Origin of the sequence: Phenylobacterium sp. (assembly GCF_036264965.1) — a bacterium.
Taxonomy (GTDB): domain Bacteria; phylum Pseudomonadota; class Alphaproteobacteria; order Caulobacterales; family Caulobacteraceae; genus Phenylobacterium.
In genome coordinates this window covers 1-18,691 of record NZ_DATAPY010000121.1, presented here as the reverse complement: position 1 = coordinate 18,691, position 18,691 = coordinate 1, and the positions used below count along the sequence as shown (strand labels likewise).

Here is an 18,691-nt window from a genome sequence, read left to right as displayed (position 1 = left end):
CGCGGAAACTCTGGGGGCGGACGATGAAGACAGTGCTGGCGTGGATTGTGGCCGTGGCCGTGGCTGTGGCCGTTCTGGCCGGCGGCGCCTCAGCGATCGCCCAGCCCACCGCGCCACCCATCGTCGTCAAGGGAACCGTTCCGGCGCCGCTGTTCACCTACCAGGAAATCATGGTCCCGATGCGCGACGGCGTGCGGCTGCAGACCGTGATCATGGCGCCGACCAACGCGACTGGCCCCCTACTGATCCTGCTGCGCCGCACACCCTACGGCGTGCCGGACAAGGCCTATACCGAGGTCCCTCACGGCCTCGCCTCGCTCTACGCCGACGGCTACATCTTCGTGATCCAGAACATCCGCGGGCGCTTCAAGTCCGAGGGCGAGTTCAGCCTCTCGGAGGACTCCAAGGTCGAACCGGGCAAAGGCACCATCGAAACCCGTGACGCCTATGACACCGTCGACTGGCTGGTGAAGAACGTCGCCGGAAATAACGGCCGCGTCGGCATCTACGGCGTCTCCTATGACGGCATGACCGCCGGCGTGACCCTGCTCGGCCCGCATCCGGCGCTGAAAGCCGTCAGCGAGCAGGCCTCGCCCGTCGACCAGTGGATGAACGACGACGATCACCGCTTTGGCGCGCTGCGGCTCAGCTACGACTTCGAATATGCGGTCTATGAAGAGGCGGACAAGAACGCCAACACTCACTTCGCTTTCGACAAATGGGACACCTACGAATGGTACCTGGCCGCCGGGCCGCTCTCGACGCTCAACGACGCCTACACCCACGGCAAGATCCGCTACTGGAACGAGACGATCGAGCACCCGGACTACGACGACTTCTGGAAGAACCAGGCCTGGGTCCACGCCCTGCACGCCTCGACCGTTCCGAACCTCAACGTCGCCGGCTTCTGGGACCAGGAAGACCCCTGGGGTCCCTGGCAGATCTTCCGCCACGCCGCGGAGAACGATCCGAAGCACACTAACCTGATGGTCGCCGGGCCCTGGTTCCACGGCGGCTGGCGGGCCGGCGTCTCGACCCTCGGGGCGATGCCTCTGGGACAGGACACCAGCCTCGCCTTCCGGGAGAACATCGAGGCGCCGTTCTTCGCCTACTGGCTGCATGACAAGGGCCAGAAGCCGGCCTGGGCGGCGACCATGTTCCAGACCGGGTCGAACACCTGGAAGACCTACGCCGCCTGGCCGCCGGCCGCCGCCAAGCCGACCAGCCTCTATCTCCACGCCAACGGGACTCTGAGCTTCACGGCCCCTGGCCCAGGCGAGGCCGGCGCGCACCGCGCTTACGTCTCCGATCCGGCCAATCCCGTGCCCTATCGGGCCCGTCCGATCTCGCCCACCTATCCTGGCGGCGATTGGCGCTATTGGGAATCCGCCGACCAGCGGTTTGTCGACCATCGCCCCGACGTGCTGACCTATGTCAGCGCGCCACTCACGGAGGACCTGACCGTCTCCGGACCCGTGGCGGCGGAGCTCTTCGCCTCGACCTCGGGCAGCGACAGCGACTTCGTGGTCAAGCTGATCGACGTGACGCCGGAGGCCGGCCAGAAGGCCCCCTGGTCGGCGGACGACGGTCCCCTGCCCGGCATGTTCGCCCGTAGCGCCAACGGCTATGAGCTGCCGATCGCCATGGAGGTGCGTCGCGGACGCTATCTGGCGAGCTACGAACACCCGCAGGCGCTGACCCCCAACAAGCCGGTGAAGTGGGACGTGCCGCTGCGCGACCGCGACCATGTGTTCAAGGCGGGCCATCGGATCATGGTGCAGATCCAGTCGAGCTGGTTCCCGCTGATCGACCGCAACCCGCAGACCTTCACGCCCAGCATCTACGCCGCCAAGGCCGGTGACTTCGTCACCGCGACCCAGAAGGTCTACGCGGCGCCGGACATGGCCTCGCGAATCGTCCTGCCCGTCGTTCCGCCCGGCGGCTAGGCTCGCCCCGCGCCGCCGAAGCCCTGTAGAGTTTGGCCATGGCGCAGTTCGACGCCCGCGATCTCCTGTCCTGCTACGCGCGCGGCGTCTTCCCGATGGCCGACGCGCGCGAGGACGAGCGCGTCTTCCTGATCGACCCGGAACGGCGCGGCGTGATCCCGCTGGATGGGTTCCACGTCGCCCACCGCCTGGCGCGGACCGTACGGGGCGAGCCCTTCGAGGTCCGGACCGACACCGCCTTCCGCGCGGTGGTGCAGGCCTGCGCCGCCGCCGGGCCGGGGCGGCTGGAGACCTGGATCAACCATCCGATCGAGGACCTCTACGTCCAGCTGCACGAACGGGGCTTCGCGCACACCGTCGAGTGCTGGCGCGACGGCGAGATGGTGGGCGGGCTCTACGGCGTGTCGCTGCATGGCGCCTTCTTCGGCGAGAGCATGTTCTCCCGCGCCCGCGACGCCTCCAAGGTGGCCCTGGTCCACCTAGTCGCTCGGCTGATCGCCGGCGGCTATCGGCTGCTGGACGCCCAGTTCATGACTGCGCACCTGACCCAGTTCGGCGCGGTGGAGATCTCACGGCGCGACTATCACCGGCGGCTGGCGACGGCGATGTCGGCGGAGGGTGATTTTCAGGGCGCCGGCGCGCTCGGCGGGGTCGCGGCCCTGCAGGTGATCAGCCAGGCGTCGTAGACCGGGTGCTCCAGCGGATGCAGGCCGGGCGATGAGGCGTACATCCACCCCTTGAAGGCCTGGCGCGGCGCCAGCGGCGACTTGCCGGGCTCCGGGCGCGGCTGGGAGTCGACGGTGACATAGGCGATGGCGTCCTCGACCGCCTCCTCGGGCGCCGAGCGCTCGCAGGCCTTCACGGTGAAGACCAGGCTCTTGTAGCGGACCGGCCGGCCCACGGCGGCTTCGAAACGCAGGCTTTCGGCGGTCACCTTGTCCAGCGCCTCGATCACCGCAACGTCGTAGCGCGCGCGGCGCACAGGGACCGGCGGCGGCTTAGCCTCGGTGGACGGCGACGGGGCCGCCTCCACAGCCTTGTCGGAGACCGACGGCGCCGGCGCCGGGGCGCTGGCGGGCGGCGCAGGCTCGGCTGGGATCGCCTTGGGCGCGGCCTCGGTCGGCGCGGGCGCAGGCGCGGGTTGCGCGACGGCCAACCCGGCCATGGCGACGCCGGCCAGCGCCGCCAGGCGGAAAAGCGATCTCGATGTCGGTCGGGGGGACAGCGGACCTGACCTGACTAAGGGACCCAGGCCTCGTAGTCGCCGGTGGCCTTCTGGCGCTCGCCGCCCCGCGAAAGCGCGCCCTGCGGCCGGTAGGCGTGGATCGTGCCGGTCATGTTCGGCAGATGGTCCTTTTCCCAGGACTTGATCAGGAACGGTTCGACGGTCGGCGGCTCGTCGAAGGTGTAGTGCAGCCAGCCATGCCACTCCGCCGCCACCTTCGAGGCGTCCGCGTAGCCCTTGTAGAGCACCCAACGGCGCTTGCGCCCGTCATAGCTGTCGGAGTTGTCGCGCGCTTCGAAGTACCGGTTGCCGCCCTCGTCCTGGCCGACATAGACGCCGCGGCGGCCGATGTGGAAACGCGCGCCGATCGTGGCGCCGTTCCACCAGGTGAAGATCGACTTCAGGAAATTCAGCACAGGCGACGTCTCTGGGAGGGGAGGAGTTGCGGCCGGACTATAGGCGGGGCGATTTGGAGCGTCCAGCGCCACGCCGGACCATCGCGGACTGCAAGATGTTGGGGATGAACCCGCCCGTGACCGCAACATCTATTGCTCGCGCCCACCGGAGCGCCCTAGGCTCACCCGAGGGAGTCGTCGGATGGCGCGCGAAGCATCGCGGACGAGAATCGAGGCGCGGATCGTGGAACACGGCGGACGCGTCGTGGAGGCCCAGGCGCCAGCGCACTGGACCAATGCGCGGCTCGACGCCTGGATCGACTGGGCCAGCGGCGAAACCGATCTCCCCGCCGCCATCGCCGAAGTTGTCGAGCAGCTCACCGTCCGCGCCCAGGCCAAGGGGCTGGTCAAGGACGTCCGCGCTCGCACGCACTTTCGCGACAGCCTGACCGAGGCCCTGCTGAGCGGGACCATCGCGATCTCGCCGCCGGCGGCGCACGCGGCCACGCCGGTGGTGGACGCCGGCTCGCCGCTGATCCCACAGGCGGTCGCGGCGCACCGGGGCCAGGTCGCGGCTCAGGCGTCCGCGCTGGAGCTTGGCCGACGGCTGCAAGCGGTGATGGACGCCGTCCTGCGCTGCGAGGGCGACCGAGAGGCCTGCGCCGACCCGCAGGCCAACCCGAGCCTGGCCCGCGCCGCCGAGGCGGCCCGCGCTGCCGGCGCTCCGGACGGCATGATCCTGGAGGCCGTGGCGCTCGCCCGTGACGGCGAGAGCGCCTGGGACGCCGCCGCGCCCGAGATCGCCATCGAGCCGCGCCTGGTGGTCGTGGGTCCCGCCGACGCCGGCGTGGCGCGGGCGGCCTGGGCGACCGGAGCCGTGGTGCTGGCGCAAAGCCGCTCGGCCGCCGAGACGATCGCCGCGGCCAACACCGCCTGGCGCGGCGGCGTCGACCTGATGGGCTTCTGGTCGCCGGACGGTTTCGACATCGACGCCTTCGAGGCCGCCACGGCGCTCCTGGCTGCGGCCCTGGCGGCATCCGGCGACGGCGAGGCGGTGGTCGGGCTTGGCGGTCTGGGCGAATGGCTGGTGGCCCACGGGCTGGACTACGACAGCGACGCGGCCCGCGAGACCGCCCGCGAACTCTACCTCGCCGCTGCCGCGGCCATTGAGGGCGCCGGCGCGAACCTGGCGCTGTTCTGCGATCCGGAGCTCGAGCTGCGCCTGGGGGGCGGACGGCTGTCCGGTGAACCCTGGGGCGGTCCGGTGTCCTTCGCCGAGAGCGCCGACGGCGAGCCGGTGCGGAGCCTGAGCGAGGCCGCCACCCGCGGCCTGGCGCTGGCCGGCGTCGAGGTCGCCGAGGCCCACGCCCTGCTGCTCGGCCGCGCCGACCTGAGCGCCGCGCCGGGCGTCAATCACGCGGCCCTGCTGGCCCGTGGCTTCACCGATCACGAAATCGCCGCCGTTGAGGCCGCCTTGCCTCTGGTCGGGCGTCTGCCCGCGGCCTTCGTCCCGGCGGTGATCGGCGAGGGCTTCCTGCGCGACGTGATGGGCGCCACGCCCGAGCAGCTGGCCGACCCGCAGTTCGATCTCCTGGCCCTGATGGGCTTCAGCCTCGCCGATGTCGCCGCCGCCGAAGCCCACGCGCTGGGCGGCGACAGCCTGGCGGAGGCGGAATTCCTCACGCCGATCACCCGCGCGGTCTTCCGCAGCGCCGCCGAGCTGGGCGAAGCGCCGGTGCGCGCCATGGCCCAGGCGCTGGACCTGGCGCTGGGTGTTCCGCGGATCGCCGAGGTGGAGCTGACCTGGAACGCCACGCCCGCCGAAGCGCTGGCGGCCCTCAACAACGCGACCGGCGCGGTTCTGGTGCGCCGCGCCGCGCCGCCCGCCGACCTGTTCCTCGACCTGCCCAGCCTCGGCGATGCGCGCCCGTCCCGCGCCGCGCCGGAGCCCGAGGAACGCATCGTCGAGCGGGTCATCGAGCGCGACCGCACGCGGCGCAAGCTGCCCGACCGCCGGAAGGGCTATATCCAGAAGGCCGCGGTGGGCGGTCACAAGGTCTATCTGCACACCGGCGAGTATGACGACGGCGAGCTCGGCGAGATCTTCATCGACATGCACAAGGAAGGCGCCGCCTTCCGCTCGCTGATGAACAATTTCGCGATCGCGATCTCCATCGGCCTGCAATACGGCGTGCCGTTGGACGAGTTCGTCGACGCCTTCGTCTTCACCCGCTTCGAGCCGGCGGGGCCGGTGACCGGCAACGATACGGTCAGGTCCGCGACCTCGATTCTCGACTACATCTTCCGCGAACTGGGCGTCTCCTACCTGGGCCGCAAGGACCTGGCGACGAGCGATCCCGGCGAGCTGAACGCCGACGGGATGGGCCGCGGCAAGGCCGACGCGCTGGACGGCGAGGCGCCTGAGCCCGAGGGTCCGCAGCTGGCCTCGCGGTTCATTTCGCGCGGTTTTTCGCGCGGCGCAGCTCCGGACAACCTGGTCTTCCTCCCCAGCGCCAACCGCGCCAGCGGCCCGGCGGCGCACGAAGCGGCCGACGTCTGCGCGGCCTGCGGCGATGTGTCCGTGGTGCGCAAGGGCGTCTCGCTAATCTGCGAGAGTTGCGGGGTCCGCGCCGGCCGCTTGGGCGAGGATCTGGGCGCCTGAAGCTTAGACCCTGTCCCGGCTGACTTGAATCAAGTCAGCCGGGATAAAACAGGGTCATCGTCTACGCCTGGAGCCCTTCTTGTCCACTCACGATGATCCATCGTGAGTGGGAGGGGCTCTACCTAGTTGATAGGCGTTCGCGGCTAAGCCCTTAACAATTACCGCGAATTAAGTGGCGTCCTGGATCACCGGCGGGCACATGGAACCTGCAAGTTCAAGGATAGCTGCCGAGTGGCTAAGACGACCTTACCCCTGCTGATCGCACTGACGGCCCTGACGTTGGCCGCGCCGATGGCCGCCCAAGCCGGCGGCGGCGGCGACCGCGAAGTGCCGCGCTCCAACACCTTCGGCGGCGATTGCGTGAAGTGCGAGTTGTCGGGCCGCCGGCTGCACGGCGCCCATTTCATGAACGCCAATTTCTCCGGCGCGGCCCTGGTGGGCTCGGACCTGCGCGAGGCGCACTTCATCTCCTCGACCTTCACCGGCGCCGACCTGACACGCGCCGACCTGACGGATTCCCAGATCCTTGGCGTGAACTTCTCCAACGCCATCCTGACCCACGCGAAGCTGCGCGACACCCAGGCCAGCGGCAGCATCTTCTCCGACGCCAATCTGTCGGGCGCGGACTTCACCGACGCCGCGGCCCAGGGCTCGAACTTCAACCAGGCCCAGATGGTCGGCGCGATCATGCGCAACACCGACCTGACCGGCGCGAACCTGAACAAGGTGGTCGCCCACGGCGCAGACTTCCATGATGCGACCCTGCGGGCCGCCAACCTGAGCTATGGGCGCTTTGAAAAGGCGATCTTCCGCGACGCCGTGCTGGAGATCGCGGTGCTGATGGGTGGGAATTTCGACGGTGCAGACTTCAAGGACGCCGACCTGCACCGCGCCCAGATCGGCGACGCCGACCTGTCACATGCGCGCGGCCTGACCCAGGATCAGCTCGATGACGCCTGCGCCAACAGCCGCACGCGCGTCCCCAGCGGACTGGTCGCCAAGCCCTGCTCCGGCTCGGTGCACATTCCGATGCCGCATATCCATGTGACGATCCCGGCGATCCCGGCGCCGCCGGCCCCACCCGCGCCTCCGGCGCCGCCAAGCCCATACCGCTATCTCGCGGCGCCGCCGCGCCTCGTGCTCTAGCTCGACGCCTTGATCGGCGGCGCGAGCCGGATACTCAGCTCTTTCAGCTGCTTGTCGGAAACTTCTGAGGGCGCGTTCATCATCAGGTCCTGACCCTGCTGGTTCAGCGGGAAGGCGATGACCTCGCGGATCGCCGTCTCGCCGGCCAGTAGCATGACGATGCGGTCGATGCCCGGCGCCAGACCCCCGTGCGGCGGCGCGCCGTGACGGAAGGCGTTCAACATTCCGCCGAATTGCTCCTCGACCACGTTGGGGCCATAACCCGCGATCTCGAAAGCCCGCAGCATGATCTCCGGCAGGTGGTTCCGCACTGCGCCGGAGCACAGCTCATAGCCGTTGCAGACGATGTCGTACTGGTAGGCCAGGACGTCGAGCGGGTCCTTGGCGTTCAGGGCCTTCAGCTCGCCCTGCGGCATCGAGAACGGGTTGTGGCTGAAGTCGACGCGGTGGGTCTCTTCGTTCATCTCGAACATCGGGAAGTCGACGATCCAGACGAACTCGAAGCGGGCCTCATCGATCAGGCCCAAGTCGGTTCCCACCTTGGTCCGCGCGGTCCCAGCGAACTTGGCGAAGGTCTTGGGGTCGCCAGCCACGAAGAAGGCCGCATCGCCCTGCCCCATGCCGATCTGGCCCATGACCGCGGCCGTCAGCTCGGGCCCCAGGTTCTTGGCGATCGGGCCGCCCCAACCACCCTGGTCCTCACTCCAGAAGATGTAGCCCAGGCCCGGCTGGCCTTCGCCCTGCGCCCAGCTGTTCATGCGGTCGCAGAAGGCGCGGCTCCCGCCCGTCGGCGCGGGAATCGCCCACACCGCGTTCTTGGGGTCTTCGAGGATCCGCGCGAACAGGCCGAAGCCGCCGCCGCGGAAGGGCTCGGAGACGTCCTGCATGACGATCGGGTTGCGCAGGTCGGGCTTGTCGGTGCCGTACTTGGCCATGCACTCGCGGAACGGGATGCGCGGGAACGGATACGGCGTCACCGGCTTGCCGTCGGCGAACTCCTCGAAGACCCCGTGCATGACGGGCTCAATGGCGGCGAACACGTCTTCCTGGGTGACGAAGCTCATCTCGACGTCGAGCTGGTAGAACTCCAGGCTGCGGTCGGCCCGCAGGTCCTCGTCGCGGAAGCAGGGGGCGATCTGGAAATAGCGGTCGAAGCCGGAGACCATCAGCAGCTGCTTGAACTGCTGGGGCGCCTGCGGCAGGGCGTAGAACTTGGTCGGATGCAGGCGCGACGGCACCAGGAAGTCGCGCGCGCCTTCCGGAGACGAAGCCGTCAGGATCGGCGTCTGGTACTCCAGGAAGCCCTGGTCGATCATCCGGTTGCGGATGGAGTGGATCACCTTGGAGCGCAGCACGATGTTGCGGTGGAGCGTCTCGCGGCGCAGGTCCAGGTGGCGGTTCTTCAGCCGGATCTCTTCCGGGTAGTCGGGCTCGCCGAAGACCGGCAGCGGCAGCTCGCTGGCTGCCGATAGGACGTCGACATGCCGCACCCGGATCTCGATCTCGCCGGTGGGCAGGTTCGGGTTCACCGTGTCGCCGGAACGGGCCACGACCTCGCCATCCACCCGGATCACGCTCTCGGCGCGGACGTGCTCAACCAGGTCGAAGCCGGGGGTTTCGGGCGAGAGCACCAGCTGGGTCAGGCCGTAGTGGTCGCGCAGGTCCACGAACATCAGCCCGCCGTGGTCGCGCTTACGGTGGATCCAGCCTGAAAGGCGGACCGTCTTGCCGGTGTCGGCGGCGCGAAGCGCGCCGCAGGTGTGGGTGCGGTAGGCGTGCATTTACCTGGAAAAATCGGCTGTTTTACGAGGCGCGGAAGGGCGCACGGAGGGGGGCGAAAGTCAAGGCGGTGGGCATTCCCTCCCCTTCATGGGGAGGGTGGCCGAGCAACGCGAGGTTGGGTGGGGAAGTATGAGCCGGAGTGCGGACTCAGGACTCGAACGGGACTTCCCCACCCCGGCCAGCTCCGCCGGCTCGACCCTCCCCATGAAAGGAGAGGGAAAAGGCCTCTACTTCTCCGGATGCAGCAGCGCCTGATAGGTCAGCGTCCGGGCCATGGTGCCCAGGTCATCCCCGCCGGTGCCGCCCATGCGCTGGATCATGCCTACGAACAGGACGTCGTTGGTGGGGTCGATCCAGAACCAGGTGCCGGCCGCGCCGCCCCAGCTCATGGTGTTCTTGCCCTCCAGCGAACCGGCCCGGCGCGGGTCGTTCTCCACTTGGAAGTCGAGGCCAAAGCCCACCGCCTCGTTGAAGCGGATGCCGCTTGTTCCGTTGGTGGTCACCAGCACGTTGTGCGGGATGACGTTGGTGTCCATCAGCTCGATGGAGGCCGGCGAAAGCACACGCACGCCGTCCAGCTCACCCTTGTTGAGCATCATCTGGCAGAAGCGGGCGTAGTCGATGGTGGTCGAGGTCAGACCGCCGCCGCCAGACTCCATCGCGGGGGGCTTGGAGTAGTCCGGCATCTTCTGGCCGAAGAGCTCCTTGGCCTCGTGGATCTTGGTTTCGCCCTTTTCGGCGACGTAGACAGCGGCCAGGCGGTTGGCCTTGGCGGCGCCGGTGTAGAAGGCGGTGTCCTTCATCTTCAGGGGCGCGAAGACGTTCTCCTGCAGGAACTGGCCCAAGGTCTTGCCGGTGAGTTTCTCGACGATATAGCCCTGAATATCGACGGCGCTGGAATAGGACCAGCTGGTCCCCGGCTGGTACATCAGCGGGATCTCGGCGGTTCGCTCGATCATCTGATGCAGGCCGGCCGAGCCCAGCACCTGGTTCTTGCGATAGAGCTTGTCGACCGGATGCTCGTCGCCCAGGCCGTAACCGAAGCCGGCGGTGTGGCTCATGATCTCCCGCATGGTCGGCGGGCGTTTCATGGGCTCGGTCTTGGTGATGTTCCCGTCCTTGTCGGCCTCGACCATCACCTTGAGGTTCTTGAACTCCGGCACGTAGCGGGTGACCGGGTCGTCCAGGCGCCATTTGCCCTGCTCGAACAGGATCATCATGGCCACGCCGGTCAGCGGCTTGGACATGGAGTAGATGCGGAATATCTCGTCCTTCGGCATGGCCTGGCCGGTCTCGAGACTGGTCTTCCCGTACGTCTTGAACTCTACGACCTTGCCGTGGCGGGCGAGCAGCGTGGTCATGCCGGCCACGCGGCCGTCAGTGACCACCTTGGCCATGTAGTCATCCAGGGCCGTCAGGCGCTTGGAATCGAAGCCCACCGCCTCCGGCGCGGTGGTCGCGGACAGGTCGCGGACGGCCGAGGCCTTAGCGGCCGGCTTCGCAGCGGCCGGCGCATCGGCGGCGGCGCAGGCGCCCGCGACCAGCAGAGCCGCGGTCAGAGCCGAGGCGAAATAGGATTTGCGGCGCATATTTGAAATTCCCCCAATATTATCCGCCGAGCTTAGAGCCGCGCAGGTCCCGCGCAAGCAGGGTTGCGTTTCGCTGCCGTAATGCGCGGCGCGCGGCGGATCGCGCCGCGCCAGCAAAGAGCTTCGCTCACCCCTGTCGCTTGCACGCGCCTGCCGGAGCGGAGGTTGCGCGACCAGCGCGAAGGCTTTGGCTCCGGGATTCGCTACATCTGACGTGGAGGATTGACACGGCAAGCCCGGTGATGACCAGTTTAGTTGTCATTTTGAAAAAGATACATGTCATGGCCAAAGCGCCAAAATTGGTGCGGGGCGCGCTTTGGATTTTGCCCCTCGCGCTCGTCCCGGTCGCATTCGTTGCGGCCATTCCGTGGCTCAGGACGATCAGCCACCCGATGGCCATCCTGGTCGCCGCCGCGTTGGTGATCTTCGGGATGAGCTACGCCAACTACCTCTCATTCCGCGCGCAGCGCGGGCTGGACGAAGTGCAGAAGGCGGGCGGTGCGTTCGCCGGGCAATGGGGCGCGCCGGCCGGGCAGGCCGCATTCGGGCTGCTCCTGGTGCTGCCGCCGTTCAGGGACTTCGCGGTCGCCGTCGTCAGCAAGTTCCCAGTCCGTCCCGGCATGACCGTGGACGGGTCCGTCGTCGTCGTCTCATTGGCGTTCGGGCTCTGCGGGATCGTGTTGTTGCAGGCCATCGGAACGGTCGTCGTCCATACGATCTGGTGGAGGGTCAAGCGGTGAGCCCACGGCCCCGGGGCTCGACATGAAGAACCGCATCCGCGTCCTCAGGGCCGAGAAGGGCTGGAGCCAAGCCGAACTCGCCGAAAAGGTCGGTGTTTCGCGCAACTCGATCAACGCGGTCGAGAACGGCAAGTTCGATCCGTCCCTCCCCCTTGCGTTCCGCATCGTCGAGCTCTTCGAGCTTAAGATCGAGGACGTGTTCCTGAGGGAGGAATAGGTCACAAGAGCCTGAGGGGTCAGTTTCCCACCGAGGCTGTGTAAAAACGTGGATCGCGCAAATTTGGAAGCAACAGTTTGCCCGGTATGCCGACGGTAAGCCTCGCACACGCAAGGCCTGACTCAGGAAGGTTCGACTGGCGGTAGAATCTTGCGCGGGATTTTCGTCCGCCCGAGTTTTTACACAGCCTCCACCCATTGCCGACCTTCCGAGAGTCCGCGATCCCGCCTGGCGGCCGGCTTGCCGGCGGCGAGTGAGCTTTGTTTTTGGAAGGAATGCCCCGGCCGAGGTGTGACGGCTCCAGCCGGGGCAATATCTCGCGCCAGCGACTGGGATGCTGGCGGGCCGATTGCTCGGCCTTCATCCGTCGTGCGCAGAAGGCGGCCACGCCCGACTGCTACAGTCTAGCATCGCCGAGCGCCCACGCCAAATGGTCCCGTGAAACAGGCGGCACGGCGCGACCCTAGACGTCTCTCCTCGTCAGGGTCGCGCAGGCCGGACATAGCGCGGTTTGGGCTCGGGACGCGCTACGTTGCCTAAGACCTGCACACTCGGGGAAGCGTGAGGGTCGCAGCTGAGACGTCGCGGGCCGCGCCAACCCCTAGGTCGGGCACGAAAAAATCAGTGGGCGGCGAAAAGCGTGAAGCCAAGCGTCCGCGGGCGCTGCGGCGTGACCTGCTGGGTGAGGTTCGGATTGAAGGGGTTTCCGAAGGCGAAGGTGTCGTTGAAGGCGTTGGTCGGGTTGGTCAGAAAGACCTGCAGGCCGACGGCCTTGCGGCGGATCTCCACCAGCAGTTTGGTGCGGACATACCCGCCCATCTCTGGGAACCGGGTGTCGAAGTTCACGTGGCTGCGGCCGACGTAGGTGGTTTCGCCGACCAGGGTCAGGCGCCAGTCGCCGCCCAGGGTGCGCTTGTAGGTCAGCACGCCGCCGCCCGATGCGTTCGGGGCGTCCGGCAAGCCATCGACGAAGGCCGAGGTGAAGATCGGGTTGGCGTTGGTGAAGCGCGTACGATCGATACGCCCGTTGAGCACCGCCGACAGGTTGTCCGTGAGCTGGATTTGCGCCTCGGCCTCGAGGCCCAGGATGCCGGCGTCGCCAGCGTTGGTCGTGAAAGGGATGCCCGAGGCGCGGAACTGGTCGGTCTGGATATCCTTCCACACATCGTAGAAGACTGCCGAATTGAGCGCGACGCGGTCGTCCCAGAGCCGCAGCTTCACGCCCACCTCGTAGTTGGTCAGCTTATCGGGCGCATAGGTCTCCTGCAGCGCCGGCAGCGGCACTGCCCCGCCCGAGTTGATGCCCCCTGTGCGCTGGCCTTGCGACATGACCGCGTAGATCAGATCGCCGGCCGAAAGCTCCCGCTGCACCGATATCTTGGGCGCGAAGCCGCTGAAAGTGACCTGCTGGTCCAGGCTGCGCGGGGCGAAGTTTTCCGAGACCACCTCCGAGGTCGTACGGGTGTGGATGTTGAACGCCCGGCCGCCGACTGCCGCCAGCCAGCGAGGCGCGAAGGCCCAGGAAGCCTCGCCGTAGGCCGCGATCTCGTCGATCTTGTCGTGGCGGTCGTCGCCGTAGACCGGCACACCCTGCGGGACGAAGGAAAGCTGGGCCAGGAACTCGGTCGGCGAATGCTCCTGGGTGCTCGAGCCGTAGACGCCGGCCAGCCATTGGAACGGTCCGGCCCCGTGCGAGGTCAGGAAGGCGTCCTGGACGTACATCGTGACCCGCGCCTTCTCTGAGTAGGCGGAGGTCTCGGCGTGGGTGGTGTAGAGGTTCTGCACCGCCGTCGCGTCGTAGAAGCTGGCATAGTCGTGGCGCACCACGCCGCTCGTGGAGGTGAGATCACCCCAACCCCAGGATTTCCGCACGGTCGCGGTGACGAGGCCGATGTCGTTGACGTGGGGCTCGGCGATGCGGTTGTCGCGGTTCAGGCCGAGGCCTGGGGTCGTGTACTGGGTGTCGTTGGAGCGCAGATGCTGGGCGGCGACGGTCAGCTCCACCGACCAGTCGCTCTGCGGCTGCAGCAGGAAGATCGAGCGCACGCCGCGCCGTTCGGTGCGGTTGGCATCGTCCTTTTTCAGGACCACGTCGTTGAGGTAGCCGCCATCGAGTTCGTCGTAGGCCGACACCCGCATGCCGACCACGTCGCGCCAGAGTGGGGCGTTGACATAGCCCTCCACGTCGCCGCTGGGGCTGCCGTGTTCGGTGATCGAGCTGGAGGCGCTCAGTTCGGCGGAGAAACGGCTCAAGTCCGGCTTGTGAGCGACGATGCGGTAAAGGCCGCTCAGGAAGCCCGCGCCGAACAGGGTGCTCTGCGGGCCGCGCGCGATCTCGACGCGCTCGACATCCACCAGGCGCAGGTCCGGGTCCGGCGCGTTGTAGTTGATCGGGAGGTCGTCGAGGTAGGTCGCGACGGTGGAGCGGGCCCGGCCCGTGTAGGCGCCGTCGGAGAGGCCGCGCAGCAGCAGCTTGTCGCGGCCGGGGCCGAGGTTGGTCGACAGGATGTCCAGCTGGGCCGCGCCCTCGGCGGCGTCGCTGGCCCCGGTGGCCTTCAGGTCGCTGCCGCCGACCGCGGTCATCGAGACGGCGAGCTGGCGCGGGTCGCGCACCCGCTTGGTGGCGGTCACCAGGAGTTCGGAGACGGCCGGCGGCGCCGCCGCGGTCCCGGCGGTCCGGGCGAGCGGGCGGATCTCGACCGCGTCGGGCGAAAGCAGCTTCCAGGCGCAGGGCGCGCCGCCGAGCAGCTGATCGAGAGCCTGTTGGACGGTGAAGCTGCCGGCCAGGGTGGTGTGCAGCGCCGCGCCGTCGCAGGCCCCGGCGCCGATCAGGGTGACGTTCGCCTGCTGGGCCAGGTCGAGCAGCGCCTCGGACAGACGCTTGGGCTCGATGTGGAAACGCACGCGCGGGGCCCCCGCCTGGGCGGCGCCGGCGGCTGCCACGACGGCGATGGCCAAAGCGGCCGCAAATCCCCGACGCCCCACGCTAGACAGCTTCGCCCCCGAATCTGGGCCTCACTTCCGAAGAAGGGTCAGCCCTTTGTCGGAAACTACCGTCCTGATCGGAAGCATCAAGCTCAGGCGCGCCATGACAGCACGCGGATTATCCAGAACGACCACACCGGTGATGGGCGTCTTGCCGAGTTCGGGGTCGGAAATCTGCGTCTGCTCGACGAACTGGCGGTTCAGATCGGCCACAACTTCGTCGAGCGGACGGTCGCGGTAGACCAGGCGCCCGGCGCGCCAGGCGAAGGTCTCCGCCGGGTCGACCAGGCTCATCTGGGCGGCGCCCGAGGGCGCGATCTCCACCCGCTGGCCGGGGTCGAGGACGATGGCGCGGCTGAGGGTCGCGCCGCCCTCGGAGCTGATCTCGACCCGGCCCTTGGCGACAGTCACGGTGACATCGGCGCCGCGCTTACGCACGTCGAACTGGGTGCCGACGTCGCGGACCACGCGGCCGCCGGCGTGGACGGTGAAGGGCCGCTTCTCGTCGTGGACGACGTCGAAGATGGCCTGGCCCTCGGCCAGCGCGACCCGGCGCTCGGAGCCGGACATGGTGACGCTGATCTTGGTTTCGGCGTCGAGGTCGATGCCCGTGCCGTCGGCCAGGGCGACGTGCTGATGCTGGCCTTTGGCGGTGGTGAAGGTCTGCACCGTCGGCTGCGTGAACACGTTCGGCATGACCGCGAGCGCCAGGCCGGCGGCGAGCGCCGCGCCGCCGGCGCCGACCCACCAGCCGGACGCCACGGACCGGCGCGCCGCGCGCGGGACCAGGGTCACGACGGGCGCGGCGGGCATTTCGAGATCGGTGTCGGGAAGCTCGGCCAGCACGTCGCCCGCGCGGGCGCCGAACTCGTGCCAGAGGCTGAGCGCGCGGCGATAGGCCGCGGCGTTGGCGGGGTCGGCGGCCAGCCAGGCGTCGAAGGCCTCGCCGTCGGCGGCGTCCAGCGACAGGCGCGCAATCCAGGCGCCGGCCTGAATCATCGCGTCTTCGTCTCGCGGCACTGCACTGCTCATCGGCTTACCCGCCCGTCCGGCGCCGAACACGCGGGACAGTCATGCAGACGGCGCCAAGCCGACATATCCCTAGGTGGCCGCCCAAATTCCGCGCGCCTCATGACCGGAGCCTCTCGGCCAGGCGGCGGATGGCGACCGCGATGTGCTGTTCGACCATCTTCTGGGACACCCCCATCGCCTCGGCGGTCTGGGCCTGGGAGCGGCCTTCCAGCTTGTGCAGGCGGAAGGCGCGGCCCATCTGCGGCGGCAGGTCGGCGACCGCCTCGGCCAGCAGCCGTGCGCGGTCCTTCTCCATCAGCTGCTCGTCGGCGGCCGGCTCGGAGACCAGGTCGAGGCTGCCCAGGGTCACCCGGGTGTCCACGCGCCACTGGGCGTTGCGGCGCGAGGCGCGCTGGTCGGAGCGCACATGGTCGACCACCAGATTGGCGGCCATCCGGTAGAGCAACGCGGTCGGCGACTGGACGGCTGCATCCGCCGGCATGGCGGCGATCTTCAGATAGAGGTCCTGCACCAGGTCCTCGGCGGCCGCCATCGAACGCATCCGCGCGGCGACGAACAGCACGAGGCTCCCGCGCTTCTCGAGGAAGGCCGCCAGCAGCGGTCCCGCCGCTGCGCGCCGTTCGGACGGCCCAGACGAGGCCAACGCCATCTCCCCCGCTCTTCCCCGCCGCGATCTCGCGTCGCGAGCGGGCAAGTCTGCGATATGGCGCGGACGGAAGGAATAGCCAACCTTGTCGCGGGCCGTCGGCGCGCCGGCGGCGCCAAATATGTGCAGGTGCGGCGACCGAACCGGGTTCTATGATGGCGCCGGGCCAGGGAGTCGGGGCGGATGATCGACAGGCGTAGTCTTTTCGCGGCGGCCGGCGCGCTGGCGGCCTGGCCGGCCGGCGCGAAGCCCGCCCCTGCCCCGCCCGCCGACCTGACCGGCGCCTGGACCAACGCCTGGTACACCAAGCTCCAGCGGCCCAAGGCCTTCACCGCCCTGGTCGCCACGCCCGCCGAAGCCCAGGCCTATGAGACGCCCCGCCGCAAGCTCAGGGGCGAACTCAGCGTCAAGGAAGACGAGCTCGGCCAGAACGAGAGCGAAAACCCGGACAACGGTCCTGGCCTGGCCCGCATCGGCGGCCAGATCCGCACTTCCTGGATCACCGATCCGGCCGACGGGCGCATCCCCTACCGCCCCGACGTCCCCAAGGCCGTGCACCTGGACCTGGATACCGGCGACTATGACAACGTCGAGGCCCGCGACACCGACGAACGCTGCCTGACCAACGCCAGCGGCGCCGCCCCGCTGGTCAATTCGCACGACGCCAACCTGATCCAGATCGTACAGACGCCGTCCTGGGTCGCGATCGTCGGCGAGAAGGATCACGAGGCCCGCATCGTCGAGATCGCGGGCCCCGGCCGCGACCCGCCGCGCCGCGCGGGCCGAGGCAGTTGGACCGGCGCCTCGGTCGGCCATTGGGAGGGCGCGACCCTGGTGGTAGAGACCACGGACCTGCGTCCCGGCCTCACAAAGATCGGCCTCGGCCTCTTCCTGTCGGAGCATTCCCGGGTGACGGAGCGCTTCACCCGCACCGGCCCGACGACGGTCGCCTACCAGTTCGAGGTGAGCGACCCGACCCTGTTCACCCAGGTCTGGCGCGGCGAGGAAGTGTTCCGCACCGCCGAGGGCCTGATGTACGAATACGCCTGCCACGAGGGGAACTACTCGCTGCCGACCATCCTGCGCGCGGCGCGGGCGGCGGACGGCAAGCCGGCGGCGAGCGGCAAGTAGCGTCCACCTATGTCCCTGAGGACACGGACAAGACCCACGGCCAAGCTTCCGCCGTCGCCAAATTGCGTATTCGCGGCATCGTAGCATCCTCATCTTCACGGCAGAGCTTGATTTCATCTGCCGGTGAAATCTTTTTCACCTCCCCGCCCCGCATCCCACCCCGTTCTATTCAGCCAGCGTTCAGCCGAAGACTTCCAACCTTGCCTCCAACATCGGTTCACGCGCGCCTCGTCCCCCTGACATCGGACGGCGCGTCACGGAGGCATCCTATGACGACCAGAGTCTCGAAACCCGGCCGGATCGCGGCGATCGCGGCGGGCTGCATGATGGCGATCGCCGCCCCGGCGTTCGCCGAGGGCCACGGCGGCGGCCACGGCGGCGGCGGTGGCGGCGGCGGCCATGGCTTCAGCGGCGGTGGCGGCCATAGCTTCAGCGGCGGCGGCGGACGCGGATTCAGCGGTGGCGGCCGTGGCTTCAGCGGCGGCGGCGGGCACTGGGGCGGCGGCGGCTGGCGCGGCGGGCGCGGCGGCTACGGCGGCTGGGGCTACGGGGGCGCCTTCGTAGGCGGCCTGGCCCTCGGCTACGCGCTCGATGCGCCCTACTACGGCGGCTATTACGACGGCTACTATGGCGACTACGGTCCGTGCCTGGTCGAACGCCGGATCTGGGACCCGTACGCCGGCCGCTACATCCTGCGCGAGATCCCCTGCTAGGGCCCACGGGATAGTGAAATCCTTTTCACTCGCCACCGGCAATCGCGGGCGTAGATTCCGGACCTAGGTGGGCAACCACCTCTTTTCCGGTCCTTCCCCCTCTGGCACGGAAAGGCGCCCGCTCCGGCCACCACCCCCACGCAGGGCCGGAGCGGGCTTCCGTCGCGGCGACAGTCGCGATCAAGCTTCCGAGGCTCCGCGTGAGCGGAGGCTCAGCTATTTTGAACCACCAAGGACACCAAGTTCGCCAAGGGGCCGCGGGTCTATCAGGCTCCATGCATGCGTCATCACCGCCCTCTTGGCGATCTTGGTGTCCTTGGTGGTTGAATGACTCGCGCGCTGCCGCGCGCAGTTAGCCGGTGTCGGCCAGCGGGGGCTGGCGCGATCCTTCTTCCCCACGCTCGGTAGACGTCTCGCAGAGGCTTAAGGTGAGGTCGCCGGAGAGGTTCATGTCGGCGATCATGCGGCGGGCCAGGACCTCG

General features: G+C 68.6%; 15 protein-coding genes. 8 read left to right on the top strand and 7 right to left on the bottom strand.

Annotated elements, in window-relative coordinates; genetic code table 11:
• Positions 1–23 precede the first annotated feature (23 nt).
• Positions 24–1,946: a CocE/NonD family hydrolase gene (locus VHS75_RS16060; protein WP_329639621.1), complete on the top strand. Its 1,923-nt coding sequence runs from the start codon at positions 24–26 to the stop codon at positions 1,944–1,946.
• 38 nt (positions 1,947–1,984) lie between these two features.
• Positions 1,985–2,632: a leucyl/phenylalanyl-tRNA--protein transferase gene (gene aat, locus VHS75_RS16055; RefSeq protein ID WP_329639620.1), complete on the top strand. Its 648-nt coding sequence runs from the start codon at positions 1,985–1,987 to the stop codon at positions 2,630–2,632.
• Here the strand turns inward: aat and VHS75_RS16050 are convergent.
• Both VHS75_RS16050 and VHS75_RS16045 read right to left on the bottom strand, forming a co-directional pair.
• Positions 2,572–3,111, bottom strand: coding sequence for a DUF2155 domain-containing protein (locus tag VHS75_RS16050; RefSeq protein ID WP_329639619.1), 540 nt, complete (start codon positions 3,109–3,111; stop codon positions 2,572–2,574). The genes aat and VHS75_RS16050 overlap by 61 nt on opposite strands.
• Positions 3,112–3,185: 74 nt before the next feature.
• Entirely contained in the window at positions 3,186–3,575 is a 390-nt protein-coding gene (locus VHS75_RS16045; protein WP_329639647.1) for an NADH:ubiquinone oxidoreductase subunit NDUFA12, read from the bottom strand.
• Positions 3,576–3,768: 193 nt separating this feature from the next.
• Between VHS75_RS16045 and VHS75_RS16040 the strand changes: the two genes are divergently transcribed.
• Positions 3,769–6,228 (top strand): ribonucleotide reductase, encoded by a 2,460-nt coding sequence (locus VHS75_RS16040; RefSeq protein ID WP_329639618.1) that lies wholly within the window; start codon positions 3,769–3,771, stop codon positions 6,226–6,228.
• A 231-nt stretch (positions 6,229–6,459) separates the two neighbouring features.
• Positions 6,460–7,374 carry a pentapeptide repeat-containing protein gene (locus VHS75_RS16035; RefSeq protein WP_329639617.1) on the top strand — a complete coding sequence of 305 codons (915 nt, stop codon included), beginning with the start codon at positions 6,460–6,462 and terminating at the stop codon, positions 7,372–7,374.
• On the opposite strand, the gene aspS is transcribed toward VHS75_RS16035, so the two are convergent.
• Positions 7,371–9,155, bottom strand: coding sequence for an aspartate--tRNA ligase (gene aspS, locus VHS75_RS16030; RefSeq protein WP_329639616.1), 1,785 nt, complete (start codon positions 9,153–9,155; stop codon positions 7,371–7,373). The genes VHS75_RS16035 and aspS overlap by 4 nt on opposite strands.
• Positions 9,156–9,383: 228 nt before the next feature.
• Positions 9,384–10,745: a serine hydrolase domain-containing protein gene (locus VHS75_RS16025; RefSeq protein ID WP_329639615.1), complete on the bottom strand. Its 1,362-nt coding sequence runs from the start codon at positions 10,743–10,745 to the stop codon at positions 9,384–9,386.
• Between the two features lie 281 nt (positions 10,746–11,026).
• Here VHS75_RS16025 and VHS75_RS16020 point away from each other — a divergent pair, with 281 nt between their 5' ends.
• Positions 11,027–11,485: a hypothetical protein gene (locus tag VHS75_RS16020; RefSeq protein WP_329639614.1), complete on the top strand. Its 459-nt coding sequence runs from the start codon at positions 11,027–11,029 to the stop codon at positions 11,483–11,485.
• Between the two features lie 22 nt (positions 11,486–11,507).
• On the top strand, positions 11,508–11,702 hold the full coding sequence (locus tag VHS75_RS16015) for a helix-turn-helix transcriptional regulator (RefSeq protein ID WP_329639613.1): 195 nt from the start codon (positions 11,508–11,510) through the stop codon (positions 11,700–11,702).
• 621 nt (positions 11,703–12,323) lie between these two features.
• Here the strand turns inward: VHS75_RS16015 and VHS75_RS16010 are convergent.
• From VHS75_RS16010 to VHS75_RS16000, 3 genes are all read right to left on the bottom strand, one after another.
• Positions 12,324–14,660, bottom strand: a complete 2,337-nt coding sequence (locus VHS75_RS16010) for a TonB-dependent receptor (RefSeq protein WP_329639612.1) — start codon at positions 14,658–14,660, stop codon at positions 12,324–12,326.
• A 57-nt stretch (positions 14,661–14,717) separates the two neighbouring features.
• The gene (locus VHS75_RS16005) at positions 14,718–15,686 is read right to left on the bottom strand and encodes a FecR family protein (RefSeq protein ID WP_329639611.1); all 969 of its coding nucleotides are present in this window, start codon (positions 15,684–15,686) and stop codon (positions 14,718–14,720) included.
• A 130-nt stretch (positions 15,687–15,816) separates the two neighbouring features.
• Positions 15,817–16,368: an RNA polymerase sigma factor gene (locus tag VHS75_RS16000; protein ID WP_329639610.1), complete on the bottom strand. Its 552-nt coding sequence runs from the start codon at positions 16,366–16,368 to the stop codon at positions 15,817–15,819.
• 180 nt (positions 16,369–16,548) lie between these two features.
• On the opposite strand from VHS75_RS16000, the gene VHS75_RS15995 reads away from it, so the two are divergent.
• A complete protein-coding gene (locus VHS75_RS15995; protein ID WP_329639609.1) occupies positions 16,549–17,496 on the top strand; it encodes a hypothetical protein in 948 nt (315 codons plus the stop codon).
• Between the two features lie 269 nt (positions 17,497–17,765).
• Positions 17,766–18,209 carry a hypothetical protein gene (locus VHS75_RS15990; protein WP_329639608.1) on the top strand — a complete coding sequence of 148 codons (444 nt, stop codon included), beginning with the start codon at positions 17,766–17,768 and terminating at the stop codon, positions 18,207–18,209.
• Positions 18,210–18,691: the final 482 nt, after the last annotated feature.